The sequence below is a fragment of the Gluconobacter sp. P1D12_c genome, assembly GCF_018812105.1.
Classification (GTDB): domain Bacteria; phylum Pseudomonadota; class Alphaproteobacteria; order Acetobacterales; family Acetobacteraceae; genus Gluconobacter; species Gluconobacter oxydans_A.
Map to the genome: position 1 here is coordinate 133077 of NZ_JACSIQ010000007.1, position 22029 is coordinate 155105.

A 22029-nucleotide genomic window follows, 5' to 3' on the forward strand; every position below is an offset into this window, starting at 1 on the left:
AGTGCTATCCAGTGCCCATCGTCTGATCCGCCTGACCATTACGATCTCCATCCTGGTGGTGGCTGCCGTCGTGGTGGTTATCCTGTGGGATTACTACACAGCCTCTCCCTGGACCCGGAATGGCCAGGTGCGTGTTCAGGTCGCCAATATCGCGCCACGTGTTTCAGGGCAGATCCTGCATGTGAATGTGCAGGATAATCAGCCTGTTCACCATGGAGACGTCCTGTACGAAATTGATCCGTTCGATTTCCAGGTTGCGGTGGATGCGGCCAAAGCCAAGGTGGCCGAACGCAAGGCAGACATGGAGTTCAAGGAAGTTCAGGCTCAGTGGCGTAAGGCCATTCCCGGTGTGGCGGTCTCACAGGAAGAAAAGAAGCAGTACGTTGCACTGTCCCAGCAGGCAGCGGCGCAATACGCCTCTGCTCAGGCAGACCTGCGTCAGGCAGAGATTAATCTGGACCGTACAAAAGTCCGCAGTTCCATAGACGGTATTGTCACAAACCTGATCATGCGACCGGGTGACTTCGCAACGGCTGGCGTCGTGAACATGCACGTCATTGATACCAACTCATACTGGATCGACGGCTATTTCGAAGAGACCAAGGTCCATGATCTGGACGAGGGCGATCTCGTTCGCATGGATCTGATGGGCTACCACGACCCGCTTTTCGGACATATCGAGAGTATTACGCGCGGTATTGCCAGTAACAATGCACTGGTGAATGAGCAGGGTCTGCCAACAGTCGATCCGGTTTATACGTGGGTGCGTCTGGCACAGCGTATTCCTGTGCGCGTGAAAATCGACAAGGTCCCGTCCGATCTCACATTGGCTGCCGGCATGACCGCAACCGTGACGGTCGTTTCAGAGACGGGAAATCGTCGTCATCGTTCAACGCAGGATGCATTTCAGCATTTCGGTGATGATGTTCGTCATCTCTTTGGTCACAAATAACGGAAATTCCACTATCCGGGGCGAAAAGGCCCCGATTTTGGTTGGCACAAGATTTTCACACAACTTTTTCCGCCAGAACCCGTACCTTACTTCGTCCGGCCCACAGAGCATTTCAGGTAAGGAAAAATTGTGCGCGTATCTTTTTCCCGTAAGACGATCAGTCTGGTTATGGGTGGCGTTTGTATTGCTGCCATCTCAGCGCAGGCGAATGCCGCATCTCAGAACAGCGCACAGAAGCCGGGTGCTCTGCTGAACTCTGCTCCGTTGGCAGAGACCCTGAGCCTTCCGAATGCTGCTCGTTCCCTGCGCATTACCTATCTTTCCACAGATGGTGTTACGGGGAAGGGGCTTGTCCCCGTGACTGCCGAAGTCATTGTTCCTGCTGGCGAAGCTGCTGCAGGCGGGTGGCCGATTGTTGCCTGGGCACATGGCACGGTTGGAAATGATGACAGCTGCGCACCGTCTCTGAACCCCTATAGCGAGCGCAATACTCATTACCTGTCCGAATGGATGAAGCGCGGTTTTGCGATTGTCGCAACGGATTATCAGGGGCTGGGAACACCGGGCGTGCACCCTTATCTGAATACACGCGCTGAAGCTTACAGCGTGTTGGATTCTGTGCGGGCGGCGCTCAAGTCTGTACCGGGCCTGCAGAACAAGGTGATGATCGTCGGGCAGTCTCAGGGCGGCGGTGCTGCTTTCGCCTCTGCGGCGTTTGCATCGACTTACGCTCCGGATATCAATGTGCGCGGAACTGTGGCCACAGGCATCCCGTACGTGACGCCGGAAATACTGTCTGGCCTGTTGCAGGAAGCTGGCAAGTCCTCGGGATATAGCCCTCTGGTGGCTTACACGTTGCTGATTGGTTCGTCCTATGCCGGTCTGCATCCGGCCTTCCGTCCCGAAGACGCCTTTACGTCCAAGGCTATGCCAGCGTTCAAGGCCGCGGCTGAATCTTGCCTGACGGGCCTGTCAGACACGGCGGAGAAAGACGGTCTGACGCTTGCGAATGCGCTTCAGCCTACATTTGTAAAGGCCATGACACCCGCATTCAAAACAATGACGTACCCGACCTTGAAACTGGCCCAGCCACTTTTTGTTGGAACGGGCACTGCGGATCAGGACGTTCCGCCACAGCTTCAGGAAGGCCTGGTCAAGGCAGCTTGTGCAGCTGGATCAACAGTTCAGGCGCATTTGTATAAAGGGCTGGACCACTCTCAGACAGTCAATGCGTCCCTGCCGGACTCTGCAGCCTTCACAAAAGCTGTGATGGCGGGTGAGCCTGTCACACCGCAGTGCACGCCGATTCCTCAATAATCAATTAGATCACCCTGAGGGAGAGCAGTCTTCCTCAGGGTACTTAGACGTTGTTCATAAAACTGACGATTGCGTCAGCCGCTCTCTGCGATGCCCCGAGCAAGGGCTCCCCAAACGTTTCCCTGAACAGTTTTTCCTGCACTGGCCGATAGAACGCATGACGTTCCTCCGCCCTTGCAACCGCAGGCATGATGTCGGCGGGGTCATCGACCACCTCTCCGAGTGTCCAGTGTAAAAAATACGGGTCGTCACGCCATGGGAGCTTGTGAGGATTCAGGAAAATACAGGGGCGCGGGATGGCTAGAAACTCATAAACCTGACTGCTGACATCCCCAATATAAAGGGCCGCCTGAGACGTGTAGGTCATGTCCAGCATGGCGTTCGAGCCAGTGTCTACGAGTACCTCGGGGCTTTGCTGGCGTTGGAGCAGACGCTCCCGGATGCCGAAGCCTTTGTGAAACATCTTGATGTGAGGGGCTACGACCAGATTGTACTCGTTCTGTGCCTTAAAGCCGTTGATGATGGTGTCCATACATGCTGGTGCAGACGTCAGGACACGCTGATAGTGTGGATTATAGAGCGCGAAGGGACGTTCGTTGCTGAAAGAAACGGCATTTTCCCGGCGAACGGCTTCGAACACATCGAATTTGGGATAACCGACGATGCGTGACGCACCGTTCTGGATAAGCCCTTTGTCCCGGAAGTAAGTCTCGACTTTCGGACCGGGCACAAGCGTCAGATCAAACTCTCGAACAAGATGCTCGTCATTAACGTAACGGTCTCCGGCTCCATGCATCAGCAGTATAAGTTTCGGGCCGTTCAGCCCCATGTCTTTCAGGACGCCCGCCGTATATTCCGTTGCGACAACTACATCGTACTGGTTCAGCTCTTCAACGTTCTCCCGAAGAATGACCAGCCGCTCCTGATCCAGCCGCCGTGCGCGTTTCAGGATGTTTGCTTTCCAGGATCGGGGAAACGGCAGCAGCGGAAGCGGCGGAACATTCAGGGCTCGTCTGATGCGGGCCAGATGATCAATGGTCTCTGGAAAGCTGTAGTATTCCGTGACGTCACATCCGGGGATTGCCGCAAGTGCACTGGCGACAGAAGCGGTGTGGTAGCACTGATAAGGCTCGGCAATGTAGATGAAGGCGATTTTCATGAGCGTCTTTTGCGTCCTGCCCGGAGCAGACTGCCTGCTGCTCTTGTCCGGAACGCCGTCTGCTGGAAGGGCGCCATCCCGGTTATGAAGTGCCTCTGAAACACTTCGGAGGCTCGGAATAGGGCCCTGTTCATAGCCTTCGGGTCTTCGCTGTCAAGAACGCGGCAAAACGCAGGGATGCATGTTCCGGCATGGACACTCCCGGGGCTTTGTGGTCAGAAAGCCCGCATGTCCGCCGAGCGCTCTGTTTTCAGATCCATTTTCCGAAATGTCAGTGTTCTCACCCTTGGCCGTGTGGTCAATGCCCTGTGCAGCTTTGTCTATATCGCGTTCACCGTGCGCGCTTTGGGCCTCTCTGACTTCGGATTGCTGATCCTCATCCATTCTCTGGCTTCGACCGGATCCGTTTTGTCACGGATGCAGTCCTGGCAGACGCTGATCCGCTTTGGCAGCGACGCATTCAGCAAGAACGAAACTGACCTGCTACGGAAGGTCGTTCATTTCTGTATCCGGCTAGATACGATGTCCGCGGCAGGGTCGATTATTTTCGGGCTTGTCGCTGTGCAGATTTATGGTGTGACGGCACACTGGTCCAGACATGTCCGGTTTCTGGCGGATCTGTACGTGATCGTGAGCCCACTGATGTATTCAGGCTGGGCCAACGGTATTCTGCGAATGGCAGGGAAATTTCACCTTGTCCCGATCATTGATACCTGTGCCGCGATCGTAAAGACGGTGGGAGTTCTGGTCGGATATGCCCTGCATCTGAAGCTTGGATATTTCCTTGCAATGTGGGCGCTCGCGATCATCATCGATTACGGTTTCTACTTCTATTACGCGATGGATATCCTGCGAAAGAAGTTCCGGTTCCGCTATTTCCAAGCCTATCGCAGCTGGCGCTGGCAGATCCCTGGTATGTGGCAGTTTACGCGTGCGGCCAGCGTGAACCAGACACTCGGCAACATTTCCGGGCATGTTGCAACGCTTCTGGTCGGTAACGGCCTTGGCCCGGCGGAAGCTGCTGTTTTCCGCGTTTGTCGCCAGATTGCGGACGGGATTGTTACGCCTGCCCAGCTCATCTCGCCGGTGCTGTACCCCGAACTGGTCAAGATGCGTGATAAGCAGGACTGGAAAGGCCTCAAGCGCGTTACATGGAAAATGTTTGGCGTGCTGACCGCACTGTCCCTGCTGCTTCTGGTGTTGTCTGCATTTTTTGGCTCAAAGATTTTCCGTCTGATGCTGCATGTTCATGTGCATCACACATCGCTTTACATTTCCATCATGCTGATGGCCGCCGTTTTCAGCCTGCTGGTTATTCCGCTGGAGCCACTGCTAATCGTCGTGGGGCATGTGAAGTTCCTGATGACCAGCCGCACGGCCATCATGGCGATCTATTTTCCCGCGCTCTATGTCCTGACCATGCATTTTGGTCTCGCCGGTGCCTGCTTGACGACGGCTGCCTGTAACGCAGCTATCTTACTGTCGCGGTTTGCCGGGGTCTGGATGTTTGGCGGACGGATTGGGAAGCCGAAACCTGAGTGATGTCTGGCCCACTGCAGGTGTGGGCCAGACTGTCATCCCTTTAGCGTAGAGGCGCGCGATCCATGGCCCAGATGGCGAAGGCCTGCACCAGCGCAACTTCTTCCAGTCGCTTAAAGCGCCCGGATGATCCACCATGGCCAGCATCCATGTTGATGCGGCACAGGAATGGGCCGCCTGAGGCCACTTCACGGAGCTTGGCAATCCATTTTGCAGGTTCCCAATATGTCACTCGCGGATCTGAAAGGCCTCCCATGGCAAGAATGGGCGGGTAGGGGCGTGCCTGAATGTTGTCATACGGGGAATAGCTGGCAATGAGATCGTAGGCCTCTTCGTCTTCGAGTGGGTTTCCCCATTCCGGCCATTCTGGTGGGGTCAGCGGCAGGGAAACGTCAGACATGGTGTTGAGCATGTCTACAAACGGCACCTGCGCGGCGATCCCGGCAAAGAGGTCCGGCGCCATGTTGGCCACAGCGCCCATCAGTAGGCCCCCGGCTGAGCCCCCATGAGCCACGATGCGCCCTGCTGAGCCATAGCCCTCTTTGGCCAGATACTCTGCGGAGGCAATGAAGTCCGTGAACGTGTTGGGTTTGGTCTTGCCGCGCCCTTGCAGGAACCAGTTCCAGCCTTTCTCGGATCCACCACGGATATGCGCGATGGCATAAACCCATCCGCGGTCAACGAGACTGAAGACTGTTGTGGAGAACCCTGCATCCATCGCAATGCCGTATGAGCCATATCCATAAAGCAGAAGGGGGGCAGAGCCATCCAGCGGCTGGCCTTTCCGCATCAGAACGGTGACGGGAACCTGTTCGCCATCCGCCGCCGTCGCGAACAGACGCCGCGTTTCATACTGCGCTGGATCATGGCCAGACGGGACATCGCGAACCTTCTTTAGGGTTCGCTCGCCTGTTGCCAGATTGTAGTCATACCAGTGCGCTGGCGTTGTCGGGGATTGATAGACGTAGCGCAGAACAGAGCCGTCATATTCCAGAATGCCCTGAAGGGTCAGATCATATGCGGGTTCGTCCATTCCGATCGTGGCGGCCTGCGCACGAACATCTCCTGTTACGCCTGCCTTTACGACGCGGATATAAACGTTTCCGTCTTTCCGCTCCGCCCATGCCAGATAATCACGCGACGCCGTAGCCGCCAGAAGGTAGTGCCCCTCCAGATACGGGACAAACGGGCGCCAGTTTTCACGATCTGTGGCCGTATCTGGCGTTTGCATGAACTGGAAATCGACAGCGCCGCCCGCGTTGGTGAGAATGATGAAACGATCATTCCAGTGCGTGAAGGAATAGCGCTCTCCCCGGACCAGAGGGGCTGCAACAACAGGCATTGCCGTCGGCTCGGCAGCAGGAATCAGAAGCGTCTCATTCGTATCGTGATCCCCGCGTTCGATAACGATCCACTTGCGCGAGGCGCTGGTGCCGATGCTGAGGAAAAAGCCTGCATCGGTTTCATCGAAAACGAGTACGTCCGTTCCGCCGGTCAGAGGCCGACGATAAATCCGCGAGGGGCGGCCGTTGTCGTCCCGGAAGATCCAGAACAGCCACGCACTGTCAGGGGAAAGAGCAAAGCTTCCAGTCGTGCTCTCAACCGCTTCGGCGCAGAGTTCTCCGGTTTCCAGGTCCTTGACCTGAATGCGATAAACTTCAGAGCCCTGCACGTCTTCGGAATAGACGAAGTAGCGATGATCCGCGGAATGGGCCGTCCCGCCAAGCGCATAATAGTCAAATTGTTTGGCGCGGGCGTCTACATCCAGAAGGATCTGCTCTTCTCCGCCGTCGCGCGGGCGCCGTGCCCGGAGAGGATGCTGAGCCCCATCTTCAAAGCGGCTGTAATAGGCCCAAGGACCATCAGGTACGGGAATGGATTCTTCGGCAGGGGGAATGCGACCGATCATTTCCTGCAGAAGCTCTTTGCGAAGCGGCTCCATGCCAGAGAGCACCGCTTCGGCGTAAGTATTTTCTGCTTTGAGGTGATCGGTGATGTCTTGGCGAAGGACAGATGGATCCCGCAGAACCTGTTGCCAGTTCTCGTCCTTCATCCAGGCGTAGGAGTCAGTTCTGGTCCGGCCAAGCTGCGTTGTTGACAGGAGCTCCTGCTTTGGAGCCGGCGGAACGGGGGGGGATTGCATCGCGTCTGACATATCCGAAACCTTGGCGCAGAAATGCCGGGGACTCAATCCAGCGTTAATGGACCGCCTGAATGCGGGTCCTCATGGCGTTATAAAATCGGGAAAGATGATTCGAAAAGAAACCAAGTTGGCTTTCAAGTGTTTTTAGAGAACGGCCGTGAGATAGCCAGCAGAGTATTGCTCTGGTGATTATATTTCTGAATAGCCGCTGTGTAATAATATCGAACATGGAAAGAATCCATCCATGAATACCAATAAGTATTTTGCCGCCGTTGCCGCTCTTGGCCTCGCTGTTTCCGGTGCTGCCTTTGCACAGACAGCTCCGCAGCCTGGTCAGCCAATTGTTCCGCCAGGAACTCAGGCTGTGATTACGCCTAACCATGTGCAGGCTGTCGGTGGCATCAATGGTATTGCAACGGCATCAACCCCTGGCACGCTTGGCGAAAACGGCATGCCGTCCATCGACAATGCTCAGGCTGGCAACGTGGCAGGCCTGACATCCTATTGCATCCACAAGAAGCTCTCGTTGGGTACAGGGCCGCGCTCGGCATCCCGCAAGCTTGCCAAGCGCTCCGATGTCCAGAATGACCAGTACTACTCACTGGGTGGCCGCGGTCTGCTCCAGACCAGCAGCAACACGCCGTTCGACATCTCCACGCTCCCGAAGGACAAGCAGGTTCTGGTCTGCCGCGATCTCTTCAAAAAGGCTCAGAGCCTCGGCAACTGATTCTTCTGAGCTTTCGTCCTGAGAAAAGCCCCGGAGCAACTGCTCCGGGGCTTTTTTTTATGAGCATTGGCCTCTTAGTCGTTGCGGGCTTGCGCGGCAAAAGCATTGAGCTTGGTCAGTGTTTCATCAAACTGACCATTGGCCTCTGCAAAGCGCAGAAAGCGCACGCGTTCGACAAGAATTTCCGGTGGCGTGGGCTGTTGCGTTAGCAACGCCATGACTTCATCCGTAAAGTCCGTCAGGGGCTGATAGCCGGGGCGCGTTTCCTGACTAGGCGTGAGGCCTGTCTGCACTGCGGGGGGTACAAGTTCGATAACCTCGACTTTCCCTTGCAGAACCTCTCGAAGAGCAATCGTGTAGGAATGGATCGCGGCTTTGGTGGCATTATAGGTGGGTGTTGTCGTCAGCGGCACGAATGCCAACCCGGATGTCACATTGATCACGACGGCATCCGGCTGTTTAACCAGATGATCCGTCAGGCTGTTGATCAGGCGGATTGGCCCGAGGAGGTTGGTCGTAATCGTCGCTTCGGCGTCCGCCAGATTATGCGTCTGCGCCAAATCTTCAAATCGCATGATGCCGGCATTGTTGATCAGAACATTAAGTGACGGATATGCGCCTAGAAGCCGTTCTGTAAAATCAGCAATCCCCTCTGGGCTTTCAATATCCAGCACCAGTGCATGCATGTTCGCCCGACCGGCGATCGTCTCATCCAAAGCATTCTGGCGACGCCCGACGACGATAACCGTGTTGCCAGCATCATGCAGTCGCTGTGCAAGAGCCTGGCCTATGCCTGAGCCACCACCAGTGATCAGGATTGTGTTTCCGCTCGGTTTCATTGGAGTTGCTCCATTGAGAATTGGAACACTCTATCTAGCGGGCTATCGTTAATTCGAAAGAAGGCACCTCAAAGATTTATACGCACCGAAAAGAGAGTGACCCCTATGACGGATAACCCCTACGAAGCCTCGCCTGAACGCCGTGCCAAGCGTTTGGCCGAAGCAACGCCACCAACGGAGTGTGATGCGCGCGTTGAGCGATTGGTGACGGAGCTCATTGGTCGCGTTGCTGACAAATGGACGATGATCATTCTGGAGGTTTTGGAAGAGCACAAGGAATTGCGCTTCACGCAGTTGGCACGAAAAGTCGAGGGTATCAGCCAGAAGATGCTGACCCAGACACTCCGGCAAATGGAACGGGACGGAATGGTGACCCGTACGATTCACCCGGTTATTCCGCCACGGGTGGACTATTGTCTTACACCGCTGGGACTAAGTCTGGGCGCAGCGTTTTGTGGGGTGTGGATCTGGGCAAAGAAAAATCTGTCTGAAGTGGAAGCCGCCCGGAATGCTTTTGACAGCAAATAATCTGTTGCTGGCATCCTTTGCCAGCCACAGAGAGAGTTAGTCTGGAAGGTTCTCGACGAGTGCGATGCCTTCGGCCGTCCCGAGGACTGAGGCCTTTTCCTGTCGGGTTAGCTTGGAAAGGGCGGCCTTGATAGAGGGCGCCTCTTTAAGCTTGACCAGTCCAACCAGCAGGTTGGCATCAATCGTACTGCCAGCCTTGCGGGTTGGCGGAAGTGCGCCAAGGTGGGCGGCTAGAAGTGTGCGATCCGTCCGCAGAAGGGTGAATGCCTCGCTGGGCGGCTGATGAGGCGCGTGCAGGGCTTCTGTGCGCAGACGTTCGTTTTCTTCTGCAAGACGAAGAATAGGCGGGGGTGCCGTTTCTTCCTCGATCAGCAGAAATCCAGCCCGACGAAGTCCCAGTCCAACGTCGCGGCTGGCTGTCACGGCCGCGAGTGGAATAGCCAGCACGAGCCCAAGTAGAACCGGTGTCATCCACAGGAAGAGTGCGTGTGAAACGGACCATGCAGCTGCGGCCAGCAGAAGGCCGAACACTGTGTAAACCCAGTATCCACGTGCAACTTCACGGAGCGAAACACGCCCGTCTTCACGGTTCTGGGCATTCCAGCCAGAATCCCGGCCCAGCAGAATGGAGATGACTCCAGACGTCTGGATCAGCATGGCAATCGGCGCAATCAGGCCACCAATCAGGGTTTCCAGAATGATGGAAAGGAAAAGCCGGATAGCGCCGCCGGAACCGCGCAAGGCAGCGCGATCAAACATCATTGCGATGAACGCCAGGAACTTTGGCGCCAGAAGGATGCCCATCGTGCCGATGAATACGAACTTTGCCTGCACAGGATCGACGCGTGGCCAGTGCGGATAAAGCGTCGGCTTCGTGCCGAAATATTCCGGATGATAGAAATGCGACTGAAGGGAAATCAGGATCCCGAACAGCAGAAACAACAGCCAAAGCGGAGACATGATGTAGGAACCAATGCCCGTCAGCATGTGTGTACGGCTGACCCAGTGGAGGCCTTTGGTTCCAATGATCTTGGCGTGCTGGAGATTGCCCTGACACCAGCGCCGGTCACGGATGGCCACATCCGTGAGGGATGGAGGGCTTTCTTCGTAAGACCCGAACAGGCCAGGCACCATGTGAATGGCCCAGCCGCCGCGTCGCATGAGTGCTGCTTCGACAAAGTCATGGCTGAGGATATGGCCGCCGAAGGGTGGTCTGCCTTTTAGATGCGGCAGACCCGCCTGCTCGGCGAAAGCCCGTGTCCGGATAACAGCGTTATGGCCCCAGTAATTTCCTTCCGAGCCATGCCACCAGGCGATGCCATGGGCAATGAGTGGGCCATATACGCGGCCGGCGAACTGCTGCATGCGGGCAAATAATGTCCGGCCGCCCACAATAACCGGAAGGGTTTGGATCAGCCCGACGCCCTCATGGTTTTCCATGGCAGAAACGACACGCACGATCAGGCTGCCGTCCATCACGCTATCAGCATCAAGGGTGAGCATCTGCTGGTACGAGTCACCAAAGCGTGTCACCCAGTCGCCCAGATTGCCTGCCTTGCGATCTGTATTCTGATGGCGGCGGCGATAGAAAATGCGCCGATCGTCCCCAGTCGCCCGACGGAGGGCAAGGAAGGCACGCTCTTCCTGTAACCACACGTCCGGATTGGTCGTATCAGACAGAATGAAGAAGTCGAACGCATCAATCTGACCGGTGGCAAGAATGCTGTCATAGATGGCCTTCAGGCCGCCCAGAACGCGTTCCGGATCTTCATTATAAGTCGGCATCAGCACGGCAGTCCGTGCTTTCAGCACTGGAAGAGCACCGTCCCGATGAATGCCGAGCCCAAGGCCTCCGCGTGTGATCAGGGAGACGAACCCACCAAGACTTGAGGTGAAGGAAAGCGCGATCCAGAAACCGAGAATGGCGAACAGGATCAGCACAATCACGCCAAGCGTAGACACGCCTAACGAGTTGAAAACCTGATTGATCCTGTAGATGCCAAACCCGGTCAGCGCGAACGCTGAGCCAAATACGAAGAGCCTTCGCAGCCAGAGTGTCTTAGGCGTCGTGTCCAGAACCCTGAAAGGGCGACCATGCCGGTCAGGCTGCTGATGGAGGTTTTGAGGCTCCATCCTGAGCGGAGCCTCATGAGGCAGGAACGGCGCTTCGGACGGAGACATATTGGTTACGGCGTCCAACGGTACATCCATTTTTCTGAGATCGGACCCTGATCGCTTGCAAGCTGCGCCTGGAGTTCAGAGGCTTTGGCATCGCCCGGAACGAATTCAAAGGTTGTTCTCCATCCTTTGATGTTCGGGTTTGGCTCAACAACCACATTCCGGATGGTGCCGGGGGAGGCCTGTGAAATCAGGTGGAAATGTGCATCCTGCGGAATGTTCTGGAACGGCGCGCCCGTAAAGTCGATTACGAACATTCGTGCATCGGCGTGGTCAGTGACTGCACCGATACGGGTTCCAGCAACACGTGCCAGCGGTGTGGGCCACGGTGTATCCCAGCCCCAGTACATCCGGTAGGTAAAGTTGTATTCCTGACCGGCCTTAAGCGCGTCTTTAGGTCGCCAGAACGTCACGATGTTGTCGTTGACCTCATTGGGCGTCGGAATTTCGACGAGATCAACCGCTCCATCACCCCAGTTGCCAATGGGCTCGATCCACAGGGACGGGCGCTTCTCGTAGTTGAGGGCAAGATCTTCGTAGTCATGGAAAGAGCGCTTGCGTTGCATCAGGCCAAAGCCGTGCGGGCTGCTATCCTGGAAGGCCGAAAACTGGAGGTCCGTCGGGTTGACCAGTGGACGATAGAGCTGCTGCCCAGATCCGGTCCACACCTGAAGAGCCTCGCTGTCATGGGCGGCCGGGCGCCAGTCATCGACGTGATTATGTTCGTTGGCATCGAAATAGAACATGCCCGTGAGAGCCGCGATACCAGATTCGGTAATATCCTGCCGGGGGAAGAGCGATGACTGCACATCGAAAACAGTCGTGTCGCCGGGGCGGATCGTGAAGCTGAAAGCTCCCGTGACGGATGGACTATCCAGAAGGGCGTGAATGACAACAGACTGCACGCCGGGTTCCGGCTTTTCCAGCCAGAATTCGCGGAACAACGCGAACTCCTCGCCTTTTGTGTTGCCAGTGCCGTTGGCGAACCCGCGAGCGGACAGACCGTAGTTTTGCCCCTTGGCCACTGCACGGAAATAGGATGCGCCAAGGAACACGGCGCATTCTTCCATTTGACCCGGTGTATTGATGGCGTAGCGCAGACGAAGGCCGGCAAATCCCAGATCATCGGTGACACGCAGCATCGGGTTGGCGTAGCTGAACAGATCAGGGTCATAGGCAATCGGTGTCGATTGGCCACCGATGACTTCATTCATTGCGATCCGGGGCTTGTAGAGAAAGCCACGCGGGAAAAATTCGACCTCAAATGCCAGGCTCTGTCCATGCCAGAGGGCGCGGTCCGGGTTGAATGTAATGCCCCGGAACTGGTCAAAATCCAGATTGGAAATGGCAGAAGGCAGACTTTGCGGAGGTGGAGCGTAAGGAGATCTGGCCAGTTTCTGCGCAATGGCGCGGACAGTTCCATTGTCGAACGGAACAGTCTTCGGAGCCTGCTTGGCAGCAGGCGGCGCGGACTGGGCATAAGCGAAGCGGCCAGACGTTCCCATCAGGGACAGGCCTGCCCCAAGCTTTACCAAATCACGACGCAGGATACTCATACTTTTCCCAACAGTCCCAGTTGTATGCCTCCCTCTGAAATCAGAGGGCGGTCTTTGATCAAGCGATACGCCGGATGCACTTCGTTGCGAAGAGACGTTCTATGATTACGCAGCCATTTCACAAGGGTCGGATGTGTTCTTTTCATGGCACACCCCAAAAAGAACACATCATTGTGAATTCTGTTGCTGCAAGACACAAAGCGGCGGTACACGGCCAGAAATTTCAGAAACGACGGTTTCATTTATGCTCTCTAGACGTGGAACGCTGAAAAGGATCCGAACGTTCCCGAAATGAGTAATGTCGCGTGCATTTCCTGGATTTTCGGGCCCGCTAAGGACGACACCCAGAACGGGAATGCCTCTGCGACGAAGCGCTTCGAGACTCAGGAGCGTATGGTTGATGGTTCCCAGCCCGCTGCGCGCAACCAGAACGACGGGAATATCCAGCCGCTGCATGAGATCAATCATCATCATGTCGCTTCGGACAGGCACCATCAGGCCGCCCGCACCCTCAACGACAAGGGGTGCTTTGACAGCGGGGAGAACAAGGCGTCCGGGATTGATTGTAACGTCTTCCAACGCTGCCGCTGCGTAGGGCGCGAGAGGGGCCTGAAGAGCATATGCTGGAGGGATGATCCGATCAGGCGAAAGGGCAGCCAGAGTTCTGACAGTAAAGGTGTCGCCTGATTCATCAGCTAGACCGGTTTGCAACGGCTTCCAGTACGTCGCAGTCCAGGCTTTCGTCAGGATCGCACTGACAAGCGTCTTGCCGATTTCGGTGTCCGTCCCGGTGACGAACACACCGCGAAAGCTGTTCATGGCATATCCTTCCTGAAAATTCCGATCCCCAAGGCGTAGGTGACGCTGGTGTGCTCTCTGTCAAAACAGGACATGGCGCGCCTGAGTGCGTGTACTCCCGCAGGGGTGCTTCCTTTGCCAGGGAGGGACGCGCCAATCTGCTGCAATCTGCGGAGGAAGATTCTGGCATTTGGGACCGGGTCTTGCATGTTTGCCGTATGCCATTGGCCGCGCCCTCCAGAGGGCCACTCCTGCTGAAGCGTAGGGGCGCCGGGATAGGATGGAACGCCGCAAGGGGTGTCTGCTTGCTGGCAAGCTGAGCGCCATTCTTGCAGGCTGCCTTCAAGGAGTGTTGCAATCATCAGAGTGCCACCTGGCGCCAGTAAGCGGCAAAGACGTTCCAGCCCCATGCTGCGGTTTTCAAACCATTGGAAGCACAGGCTCGATGCAATCAGGTCAAATGGTCCCGTCGCATCCGGGCGCTCTCCATCCATGACCTTGAAGGCGATGTTCTTCTGCCCGTGAAAGCGCGATCTGGCGCGTGCGAGCATAGTCGGAGCAAGATCGGTGGCGAGAATAGTGCTGTTGGGGAAGCCTCTGGAGAGATGCGCTGTGAGGAAGCCCGTGCCACACCCGAATTCGAGAATACGGGTAGGCTGAGTCTCGGTCAGGTCAGCGACAATTCGCTGGGCCAGAAAAGCGGCGCAGCGGCGTTGGATATCTGCCGCAGCGTCATAGTTCTCCGCCTCATCAAACCGGGTGACGATCTGGCGTTTGCGCTCATCCATGCTGTTTGACCTGACGCAGCACAAAATCAGCACAGAGTTCAGGCTGTTCGAGAGGCAGAAGATGGCCGCCTTCAACCTTTTCACCCGGAACACTGAAACCTGCCTGAGCAGGAGGAAACGGATCTGACAGTCCTGTCATCCAGTGAAGCTGGTTCCCCCAGCGGGTCGCTGCATTTCGTTCATCGTTCTGAATCAGATGTTCCAGGCCCTGATCCAAAACGGCCGTCACAGGATCTGACGGAATGGGTTTGTCCGTTCCGCATCTCTGGCGGAAATCGTTCAGGACCGTTTTTGGGGAGCGTTGCAGCTGACGCTTCATTCTTTCCAGAACACGGAGGGGAACGCCTTCCGGAAAGTCGTTGCTCTCAGAAAACCGTCCGAATCCATTGAACATGATGAGTCCCAGACATCCGGGAAGATTCTGTCCCAACAGATCCAGTGTTCCTGCGGAATGGCCGATCGCCAGATAGGGTTGCTCCGGTCTGGGGGCTGCGTAAGGACATCCGAAATATCCCTTATCCACAACGGACGCTTTAAGGTTGGGAAGGTGCTGAAGCATTGGGTCCCAGAAAGACGCGTCAAATCCCCAGCCATGAACGAGATAAAGGGAGACGGTCATGGTGTGTACTCACATGCCAGCCGGACAACAGCTTCGCCTAATTGGGTAATCTGTGAGGCTGTCAGTCCAGCGTGGAGGGCCAGACGCAAGCGTGCCGTTCCCTGAGGCACGGTTGGTGGGCGAATGGCTACGGTGAGAAAACCTTCGTTTTCCAATGCCTTGGCAACATCAAGCGCTCGTTGGGATTCACCGATCAGGACCGGCACAATCTGCGTGGACGACTCTGCTGTCGAAAGACCAGCCGCGTTCAAAATTGTTCGAAGGTGTGCTGCCTGACCCAGCAGTGTCTGCCGTTCACGATCCATCGTCGGAATAATGTCTAGTGCGGCATCAATGGCCCCCAGGACAGCGGGTGGAAGGGCCGTACTATAGATAAAGCCTGAAGCGTGATTGAGCAGATAGTCACAGAGAGGTCTGGAGCCCGCGATATAAGCTCCCATTCCCCCGAGGGCTTTGCTGCATGTGCCCATTGTCAGATCAGCCAAACCGCCGGAAAGCCCATGCCCATGGGCCCCAAGAACGCCCGTGGCATGTGCCTCATCGACATACAGGAACGCATCGTAGCGATTGGCCAGAGCACGCAGGGCAGGAATGTCTGCGCGGTCCCCATCCATGGAAAACACGCTCTCTGTTACGATCATCCGCAAGCCAGGTTTGGCGGCTTCCCGTTTGAGCAGTGTCTCCAGATGCGCAAGATCATTGTGGCGAAAACGATGCTGTCGTACGCCCGCTGCTGCGCATCCGTGATGGAGGCTGGCATGGTTCAGCCGGTCGGAAAAAACCAGCATCGGATGACCGGTCCGAGCAGTTGAGAGGGCGCACAGGGCAGGGACCACCGAGGCATTGGCTTGCCAGCCGGATGCGAAAAGCAGCGCGGCCTCATATCCTTTGAAGCACGCCATCTTCTGCTCGACAGCCTGATGGATTTCCAGCGTTCCACTCACAAGGCGGGATGCCCGTGCCCCCGTTCCAAAGCGCAAAGCCCAGTCAGAGGCACGTTCTTTGAGCAGTGGGTGGTCGGCAAGGCCCAGATAATCATTTGAGGACACATCAATCATGCGATGGCCGTCTCGCAGGATGGTCTGTCCGTCCCGTGCAACCGGACGCAGTGTTCGCCGTGTTCCCGCAGTTTCTCGGTCGTGGAGGGCAGATGTGAAGTGGGCGTCAAACAGGCTCATGTGTTGTTCCGGAGAACAGTGACAATGCTGGCTGTCAGAAGAGAAAGATCTTCGTCGCTAATCGTGAACGCTGGCGTCAGATACACAATGTTCCGGAATGGGCGGATCCATGTCCCCTGGTTCACGAACGCGCGGCGCAGGACGTCAGGGTCTGCAATGTTTTCCAGTTCTACCACGCCGATTGCACCCAGCACGCGAACATCTTTCACGCCGGGAAGTCCGCGGCATGGTTCCAGCTCCTGTTGGAGTTGAGCTGAGATGCGAGCAACCTGTTCCAGTCTGGGCTCCTGTTCAAACAGGTCCAAGGAGGCATTTGCCACGGCGCAGGCCAGTGGGTTGGCCATGAATGTTGGCCCGTGCATGAGAGCCTTGCCAGCTTCCGTGGAGAGAAACGCTTCGAAAACGCCTCGTCTCGCCACGGTTGCAGCCAGAGCCATCGTCCCGCCGGTCAGAGCCTTGGAGAGAGCGATGATATCGGGGACGATCTCAGCCTGTTCACAGGCGAACATCGTTCCGGTTCGGCCAAAACCGGTAAAAATTTCATCCAGAATGAGCAGAATGCCGTATCGGTCACAAATTCTGCGAAGGCGCTGCAGAACGTCCGGGCTGTGGAACAGCATTCCGCCTGCCCCCTGAACCAGCGGCTCCGTGACGATGGCGGCTACTGTATGCCCTTCAGCGTCCATCAGGGCTTCAAGTCTGGCCGTGCTGTCATCATCAACTGGAAGATCCGCAAGGATCTGGCGGGGAAGAACGCCCGCGAAAAGGCTGTGCATGCCCTCTTCCGGGTCGCAGATGGACATCATGCCCAGTGTGTCCCCGTGATAGCCGCCCCGGAAAGACAGCATCTTTGTCCGGCCATGCGTGCCACGGTTGATGTGATACTGAACTGCCATCTTGACGGCGACTTCCATCGCCACCGAGCCGGAATCCGTAAAAAACGTGCGTTCAAGGTCGCCGGGCAGAAGTTCAGCCAGACGTGCTGCCAGACGCCGGGCCGGTTCGTGAACCATGCCTCCGAACATCACATGAGGCATGTCGCTGGCCTGCCGAACCAGTGCCTGCAGAATGTGAGGGTGGCTATAGCCATGGCAGGCGGTCCACCAGGCGGCGACTCCATCCACGAGTTCGCGCCCGTCTGACAGCGTAATCCGGCTTCCGGACGTGCGGATGGCCTCCACAGGAAAAGGGGCCGTCTGCATCTGGGTGTAGGGCAGCCAGAGATGGGGAAGGTCGGCAGCGGACCGGTTCGCCCCAGCGGATGATGATTTGCAGGACATGCCAGCGTTTTCCCGCATGGCTGGAGGCAAGTCCATCCCCCCGGTCATGATGCTGTCACAGGTTATCATAAAAAGGTCACGCTCTAACGGGAAACGATCTGGCATGAACCCCGTTATTGCAGCGCCCTGGCTGGTGTCAGTGGCGTGGAAAGATAGGTTCTTCCTGGGGCGGAAGGGCAACTGAGGTCAAGACTGATGCTGAATTCCAAGGTTATTCATGTGAACGGCGTGTTTCTGGGCACGGCCATCATGAATCGTGGGATGGATACTCTCCGGTTCTACGCAACGCATGAAAGTGTGCGTGCACTCCATAACACCTGCATGCCGGATCTTCTGGCTCTGTACTGTCAGGTCAGACGCCTGTTCAACAACAGTCGCCTGACATTTCAGCCAGCCTGAAGATTTTCAGGTCCCACAGAACGTATTGCGGACATGCTCGTTCGAGGCTGGTGGCAGATCGAGCCCGTCATCGGCGTCCTCGAACGGGCGAGCGAGAGCCGCGGCGAGCTGGTGGAAGAGGGTATAATCTCCAGTTAGTGCAGCTTTGATGGCTGCTTCAATCCGGTGATTACGGGGAATAATGCGAGGATTGCTCGTCTGCATGAGCGCAAAACGCACGTCAGCCGTTTGATCTTCCGTATCCAGTCTTTCTTTCCAGCTTTGTAGCCACGAAGTGGCAGCTTCCCTGTCTTTGAACTGAGCCAGAAAACCTGTGGCGTCATCTGTGCGGGCCACGGTATTCAGATGTCGGAACGTGAGCGTAAAGTCCGCCTCGTCACGATGCATTATGGTTAACAGACGAGAAATAAGGGTCGTATCCGTCCGACCTTCCGAGAACAGGCCGAGCTTTCGACGCCATCCGGAAAGATAAGCCTCCCCGAAAATGCTATCGAAACGGCTCAGCGTGTCTGTCGCAAGGCTGACTGCGTGATCAGTATCGGCATTAATGCATGGCAAAAGTGCTTCCGCCAGACGTCCCAAATTCCAGAGCGCCATATCCGGCTGTTGCCCGTAGGCATACCGGCCATTCTGATCAATGAAGCTGAAGACTTTTCCGGGGTCGTAGCTATCAAGGAAAGCGCAGGGGCCAAAGTCGATCGTTTCTCCGGCAATGGACATGTTGTCGGTGTTCATGACGCCATGAATAAATCCGACCAGCATCCATTGGGCAATCAGCCGAGCTTGGCGGTCAACGACGGCATTTAAAAGCGCCAAGGCCCGGTTTGGGCTGTCTGCTAGCTCAGGGTAGAGTCGTTCGATGACATGATCCACGAGGAGCGTCAGGCCCTCCCGATCCTGGCGTGCAGCGAAGAACTGGAATGTCCCGACCCTGACGTGGGTAGAGGCGACCCGTGCAATTACGCCCCCCGGCATAAGCGTCTCTCGAACGACGTTCTCACCTGTCGTGAGGGCTGCAAGCGCGCGTGTTGTGGGAATGCCGAGTGCAGCCATAGCCTCGCTGACCAGGTACTCCCGTAACACAGGCCCTAGAGCCGCATGACCGTCTCCCCGACGAGAGAATGGCGTAGGGCCTGATCCCTTCAGGTGCAGATCCCACACTTTGCCCTGTCTGTCCGTCAGTTCTCCGACCAGCATTGCGCGGCCGTCCCCGAGCGAAGGAACAAAATGCCCGAATTGATGCCCGGCATAGGCCATAGCGACTGGTGACGCTCCGTCAGGGCGCTGACCCTGACTCAGGAAAGCAAGACCCTCTTTCTGGTGAAGCCAATGACAATCGAGCCCGAGAAGTGTGGCGAGCGGTTCGTTAAGGGCAACCAGTTGCGGATTGAGAAACGGGCGGGGAGCCAATGCGCTCGAAAAGCGCTCGGGCAGGGAGGCATAGTGCCGTGAGATCTGCATGCAACATCCTTAGTGTGCCCGTGTGACAGAGCTTCGAGAGATAGGTTTCCCGATGGCGAAAGAAAAGAAATCAAGAAATTTTCCGGTCACTCATTTTTCGGAAAATGAGGACATCCGGATGCAGACATGTGTGGTCACAACAGTTCAGCCAACAGTTGTTGGCTTTATCTTTAATATACAACCAAGCAGATTCGGCCCGAGCGTGACTGTATTTTGTAAAGATTTTTCCATTCGGGAAGATAGGGGGAGGTGACGGAAAAGATAGTATTCTCTATTCATGAAATATGAACGGGCATTTCTGCCTTTGATGCCGCCTGTGCGGGACCACAGCATAGAGGACGTTTCGTGGATCAAACCCAGCGCGTGTCTGGCCCCGGAAGGGACGTAAGCCCGGCAGTCATCCGACTATATGCCGCTTTGGCTGCAGCCCGGTTTCATGGGCTTGAACTCGATATCCGAGATTTTGCTGCGGAGCCTGGGGAGAACACGCCGTCTCCCGCATCCCTTGCGCGCTGGCTGAACGAACAGGGTGCTGTCGCCAAGGGGATGCGTCTGAAGTGGCGCTATCTTTTGCGCCTCCAGAATTCTCCTCCTGTTGTTCTGATGTTCAAGGACGGCTCGGCCGGCCTCATGGTGGCGACAAACCCTGAAAAGGGCGTTGTCTGGCTCCGTGATCCGATGGGAGGGGACGGCGATACGCCGATCCCGGTAGATGAACTTCGTCTGTCGCAGGTCTGGACAGGCGATGTGCTTCTTGTAAAGCGTCGTCGCGATGAATCCGAGGCGGATGCCCGGTTTGATCTGCTTTGGTTTGCCAAGATGGCAATGCGAGAGAAGAAGATCCTTCGGGACATTGCTTTCGCATCCATGATCCTGAGTATTCTTCAGATCTTCCCGGCTCTGATCGTTATGCAGGTGCTGGATCGCGTCGTAAATTATCATTCCATGGCGACGCTGGTCTCGTTGTCGTCCTTCGTGTTGATTCTGACGTTCTACGAAATTCTTTTAACGTACGCTCGGCGGGAACTGTCTCTCGTCCTTTCGTCCCGGCTGGATGCAAGAATTTCGCTGCACGCTTTCAATCGTCTGCTTGCCCTGCCGCTGGAATTCTATGAACGCGAGCAGACCGGTGAAATTCTGGGGCGCTTTGTTGCGGTCTTCAAAGTCCGTGACTTTCTCACCGGCCAGTTGATGTCCACAATGTTGGACCTCTTTACCCTGGTTGTGATTCTTCCGGTTCTGTTCCTGCTGAGTTCGACACTTGCGTGGCTGACCCTCGCCTCTGCAGGTTGTATCGGCCTGATCGTGGTTCTTTTCCTCCCCGCTGTGACGCGCGTTATGGGGCGGCAGATCCGCGCTGAAATGAATCGTGGATCGACCCTCTATGAGACGGTCGCCGGTATCCGAACCGTCAAGACCCTTGCGCTGGAATCGACCCGCCGCGAAGAGTGGGATCAGAAAACCGCTGATGTGGTTCGCTGGAAGCTGGCAGCGGGACGTATGTCCAACTGGCCGCAGACGCTTGTCATGCCGTTTGATGCGTTCATCAACCGTGGTGTGATCCTTGTTGGTGCGTATCTTGTATTAACCAATGCAAGCAACATGCAGGCCGGTGCTCTCGCAGGCTTCATGATGTTGGGTGGACGTGTCGCGTCACCTCTGGTGGGGTTGGCAAAGTTGATGGAGGCCATCAACGAAGTGACGGTTTCTTTGCATGAAGCCGGTGCGGTTCTGAACCAGCCGACTGAAACGAAGGCACTGACAACAGGAATGCGCCCCCGGATCAAAGGGGCCCTGTCCTTCATGGACGTCAACTTTTCCTATCCGGGGTCGACTACGAAGGCTTTGGATAATGTGGCGTTCGAAGTTCCTGCCGGCACCATGCTGGGGCTGGTGGGACGTTCAGGTTCGGGTAAATCGACTGTTACCCGGCTCTTGCAGGGTGTCAGCCGCAATTATACCGGGTATCTGCGTCTGGACGGTGTGGACCTGCGTGAAATCAATCTGACCCATCTGCGCCGTTCTTTCGGTGTGGTTCTGCAGGATAACTTCCTGTTCCGTGGAACAGTGCGTGATAACATCACGGCAGGTCGCCCTGGCCTGACGATCGATGATGTCGTGCGTGCTGCTCGTCTCGCGGGAGCTGAGGAATTTATCGAAAGAATGCCGGCCGGGTATGATACCTGGATTGAAGAAGGCTCCACCAATATCTCTGGTGGTCAGCGACAGAGACTGGCAATTGCCCGTGCTGTTATTTGTGATCCGAAACTGATGATTCTGGATGAAGCGACTTCAGCGCTCGATCCAGAATCCGAAGCATTGGTAAATGCCAATCTTCAGCGGATTGGCAAGGGGCGCACGATGGTGATCGTTTCCCATCGCCTTTCTTCCCTTGTGAACTGTCATCAGATCGCTGTGATGGACAGAGGCAAGCTCATGGATATCGCACCGCATCATGTTCTTCTGGAACGTTGTGAAATCTATCGCACACTCTGGATGCAGCAGAACCGTCATATGAATGGTTCGGCGTCTCCCGATGATGCAGACCAACTGGCCGAAGGAGAATAA

The 22029-nt window shown here is 56.2% G+C and carries 18 protein-coding genes; 7 read left to right on the forward strand and 11 right to left on the reverse strand.

What is annotated here, in order from left to right:
* The first annotated feature begins 1 nt into the window (after position 1).
* Entirely contained in the window at positions 2 to 952 is a 951-nt protein-coding gene (locus KP705_RS09925) for an HlyD family secretion protein (RefSeq protein WP_046900698.1), read from the forward strand.
* A 129-nt stretch (positions 953 to 1081) separates the two neighbouring features.
* Positions 1082 to 2269 (forward strand): lipase family protein, encoded by a 1188-nt coding sequence (locus KP705_RS09930; RefSeq protein ID WP_308267361.1) that lies wholly within the window; start codon positions 1082 to 1084, stop codon positions 2267 to 2269.
* Positions 2270 to 2312: 43 nt separating this feature from the next.
* Here KP705_RS09930 and KP705_RS09935 read toward each other — a convergent pair whose 3' ends face one another.
* Entirely contained in the window at positions 2313 to 3428 is a 1116-nt protein-coding gene (locus KP705_RS09935; protein ID WP_046900699.1) for a hypothetical protein, read from the reverse strand.
* A 228-nt stretch (positions 3429 to 3656) separates the two neighbouring features.
* Here KP705_RS09935 and KP705_RS09940 point away from each other — a divergent pair, with 228 nt between their 5' ends.
* Complete coding sequence (locus tag KP705_RS09940; protein WP_046900700.1) at positions 3657 to 4970, forward strand: lipopolysaccharide biosynthesis protein; 1314 nt, start codon at positions 3657 to 3659, stop codon at positions 4968 to 4970.
* 40 nt (positions 4971 to 5010) lie between these two features.
* On the opposite strand, the gene KP705_RS09945 is transcribed toward KP705_RS09940, so the two are convergent.
* A complete protein-coding gene (locus tag KP705_RS09945; protein ID WP_235271762.1) occupies positions 5011 to 7110 on the reverse strand; it encodes a S9 family peptidase in 2100 nt (699 codons plus the stop codon).
* Positions 7111 to 7354: 244 nt separating this feature from the next.
* On the opposite strand from KP705_RS09945, the gene KP705_RS09950 reads away from it, so the two are divergent.
* A complete protein-coding gene (locus KP705_RS09950; protein ID WP_046900702.1) occupies positions 7355 to 7837 on the forward strand; it encodes a hypothetical protein in 483 nt (160 codons plus the stop codon).
* A gap of 74 nt (positions 7838 to 7911) precedes the next feature.
* Here KP705_RS09950 and KP705_RS09955 read toward each other — a convergent pair whose 3' ends face one another.
* Positions 7912 to 8676: an SDR family oxidoreductase gene (locus KP705_RS09955; protein ID WP_215764392.1), complete on the reverse strand. Its 765-nt coding sequence runs from the start codon at positions 8674 to 8676 to the stop codon at positions 7912 to 7914.
* A 105-nt stretch (positions 8677 to 8781) separates the two neighbouring features.
* On the opposite strand from KP705_RS09955, the gene KP705_RS09960 reads away from it, so the two are divergent.
* Positions 8782 to 9204 (forward strand): helix-turn-helix domain-containing protein, encoded by a 423-nt coding sequence (locus tag KP705_RS09960; RefSeq protein ID WP_064274647.1) that lies wholly within the window; start codon positions 8782 to 8784, stop codon positions 9202 to 9204.
* Between the two features lie 36 nt (positions 9205 to 9240).
* On the opposite strand, the gene mdoH is transcribed toward KP705_RS09960, so the two are convergent.
* The 7 genes from mdoH to KP705_RS09995 all read right to left on the reverse strand — a co-directional run bounded on the left by mdoH (position 9241) and on the right by KP705_RS09995 (position 17670).
* Complete coding sequence (mdoH, locus tag KP705_RS09965; RefSeq protein WP_215764393.1) at positions 9241 to 11415, reverse strand: glucans biosynthesis glucosyltransferase MdoH; 2175 nt, start codon at positions 11413 to 11415, stop codon at positions 9241 to 9243.
* A complete protein-coding gene (locus KP705_RS09970; RefSeq protein ID WP_046900706.1) occupies positions 11391 to 12938 on the reverse strand; it encodes a glucan biosynthesis protein in 1548 nt (515 codons plus the stop codon). The genes mdoH and KP705_RS09970 overlap by 25 nt, the downstream gene beginning before the upstream one ends.
* Positions 12939 to 13106: 168 nt before the next feature.
* A complete protein-coding gene (bioD, locus tag KP705_RS09975; protein WP_215764394.1) occupies positions 13107 to 13757 on the reverse strand; it encodes a dethiobiotin synthase in 651 nt (216 codons plus the stop codon).
* On the reverse strand, positions 13754 to 14524 hold the full coding sequence (locus KP705_RS09980) for a methyltransferase domain-containing protein (protein WP_215764395.1): 771 nt from the start codon (positions 14522 to 14524) through the stop codon (positions 13754 to 13756). Before KP705_RS09980 ends, bioD begins: the two co-directional genes overlap by 4 nt.
* Positions 14517 to 15143 (reverse strand): biotin synthase, encoded by a 627-nt coding sequence (locus KP705_RS09985; protein ID WP_215764396.1) that lies wholly within the window; start codon positions 15141 to 15143, stop codon positions 14517 to 14519. Before KP705_RS09985 ends, KP705_RS09980 begins: the two co-directional genes overlap by 8 nt.
* Complete coding sequence (locus KP705_RS09990; RefSeq protein WP_215764397.1) at positions 15140 to 16321, reverse strand: 8-amino-7-oxononanoate synthase; 1182 nt, start codon at positions 16319 to 16321, stop codon at positions 15140 to 15142. The genes KP705_RS09985 and KP705_RS09990 overlap by 4 nt, the downstream gene beginning before the upstream one ends.
* Positions 16318 to 17670 carry an adenosylmethionine--8-amino-7-oxononanoate transaminase gene (locus KP705_RS09995; RefSeq protein ID WP_080951465.1) on the reverse strand — a complete coding sequence of 451 codons (1353 nt, stop codon included), beginning with the start codon at positions 17668 to 17670 and terminating at the stop codon, positions 16318 to 16320. The genes KP705_RS09990 and KP705_RS09995 overlap by 4 nt, the downstream gene beginning before the upstream one ends.
* A 126-nt stretch (positions 17671 to 17796) precedes the next feature.
* Between KP705_RS09995 and KP705_RS10000 the strand changes: the two genes are divergently transcribed.
* A complete protein-coding gene (locus KP705_RS10000; protein ID WP_046900711.1) occupies positions 17797 to 18000 on the forward strand; it encodes a hypothetical protein in 204 nt (67 codons plus the stop codon).
* A 6-nt stretch (positions 18001 to 18006) separates the two neighbouring features.
* Here KP705_RS10000 and KP705_RS10005 read toward each other — a convergent pair whose 3' ends face one another.
* A complete protein-coding gene (locus KP705_RS10005) occupies positions 18007 to 19461 on the reverse strand; it encodes a YdiU family protein (protein ID WP_215764398.1) in 1455 nt (484 codons plus the stop codon).
* Positions 19462 to 19806: 345 nt separating this feature from the next.
* On the opposite strand from KP705_RS10005, the gene KP705_RS10010 reads away from it, so the two are divergent.
* Positions 19807 to 22029: a peptidase domain-containing ABC transporter gene (locus tag KP705_RS10010; RefSeq protein WP_374195562.1), complete on the forward strand. Its 2223-nt coding sequence runs from the start codon at positions 19807 to 19809 to the stop codon at positions 22027 to 22029.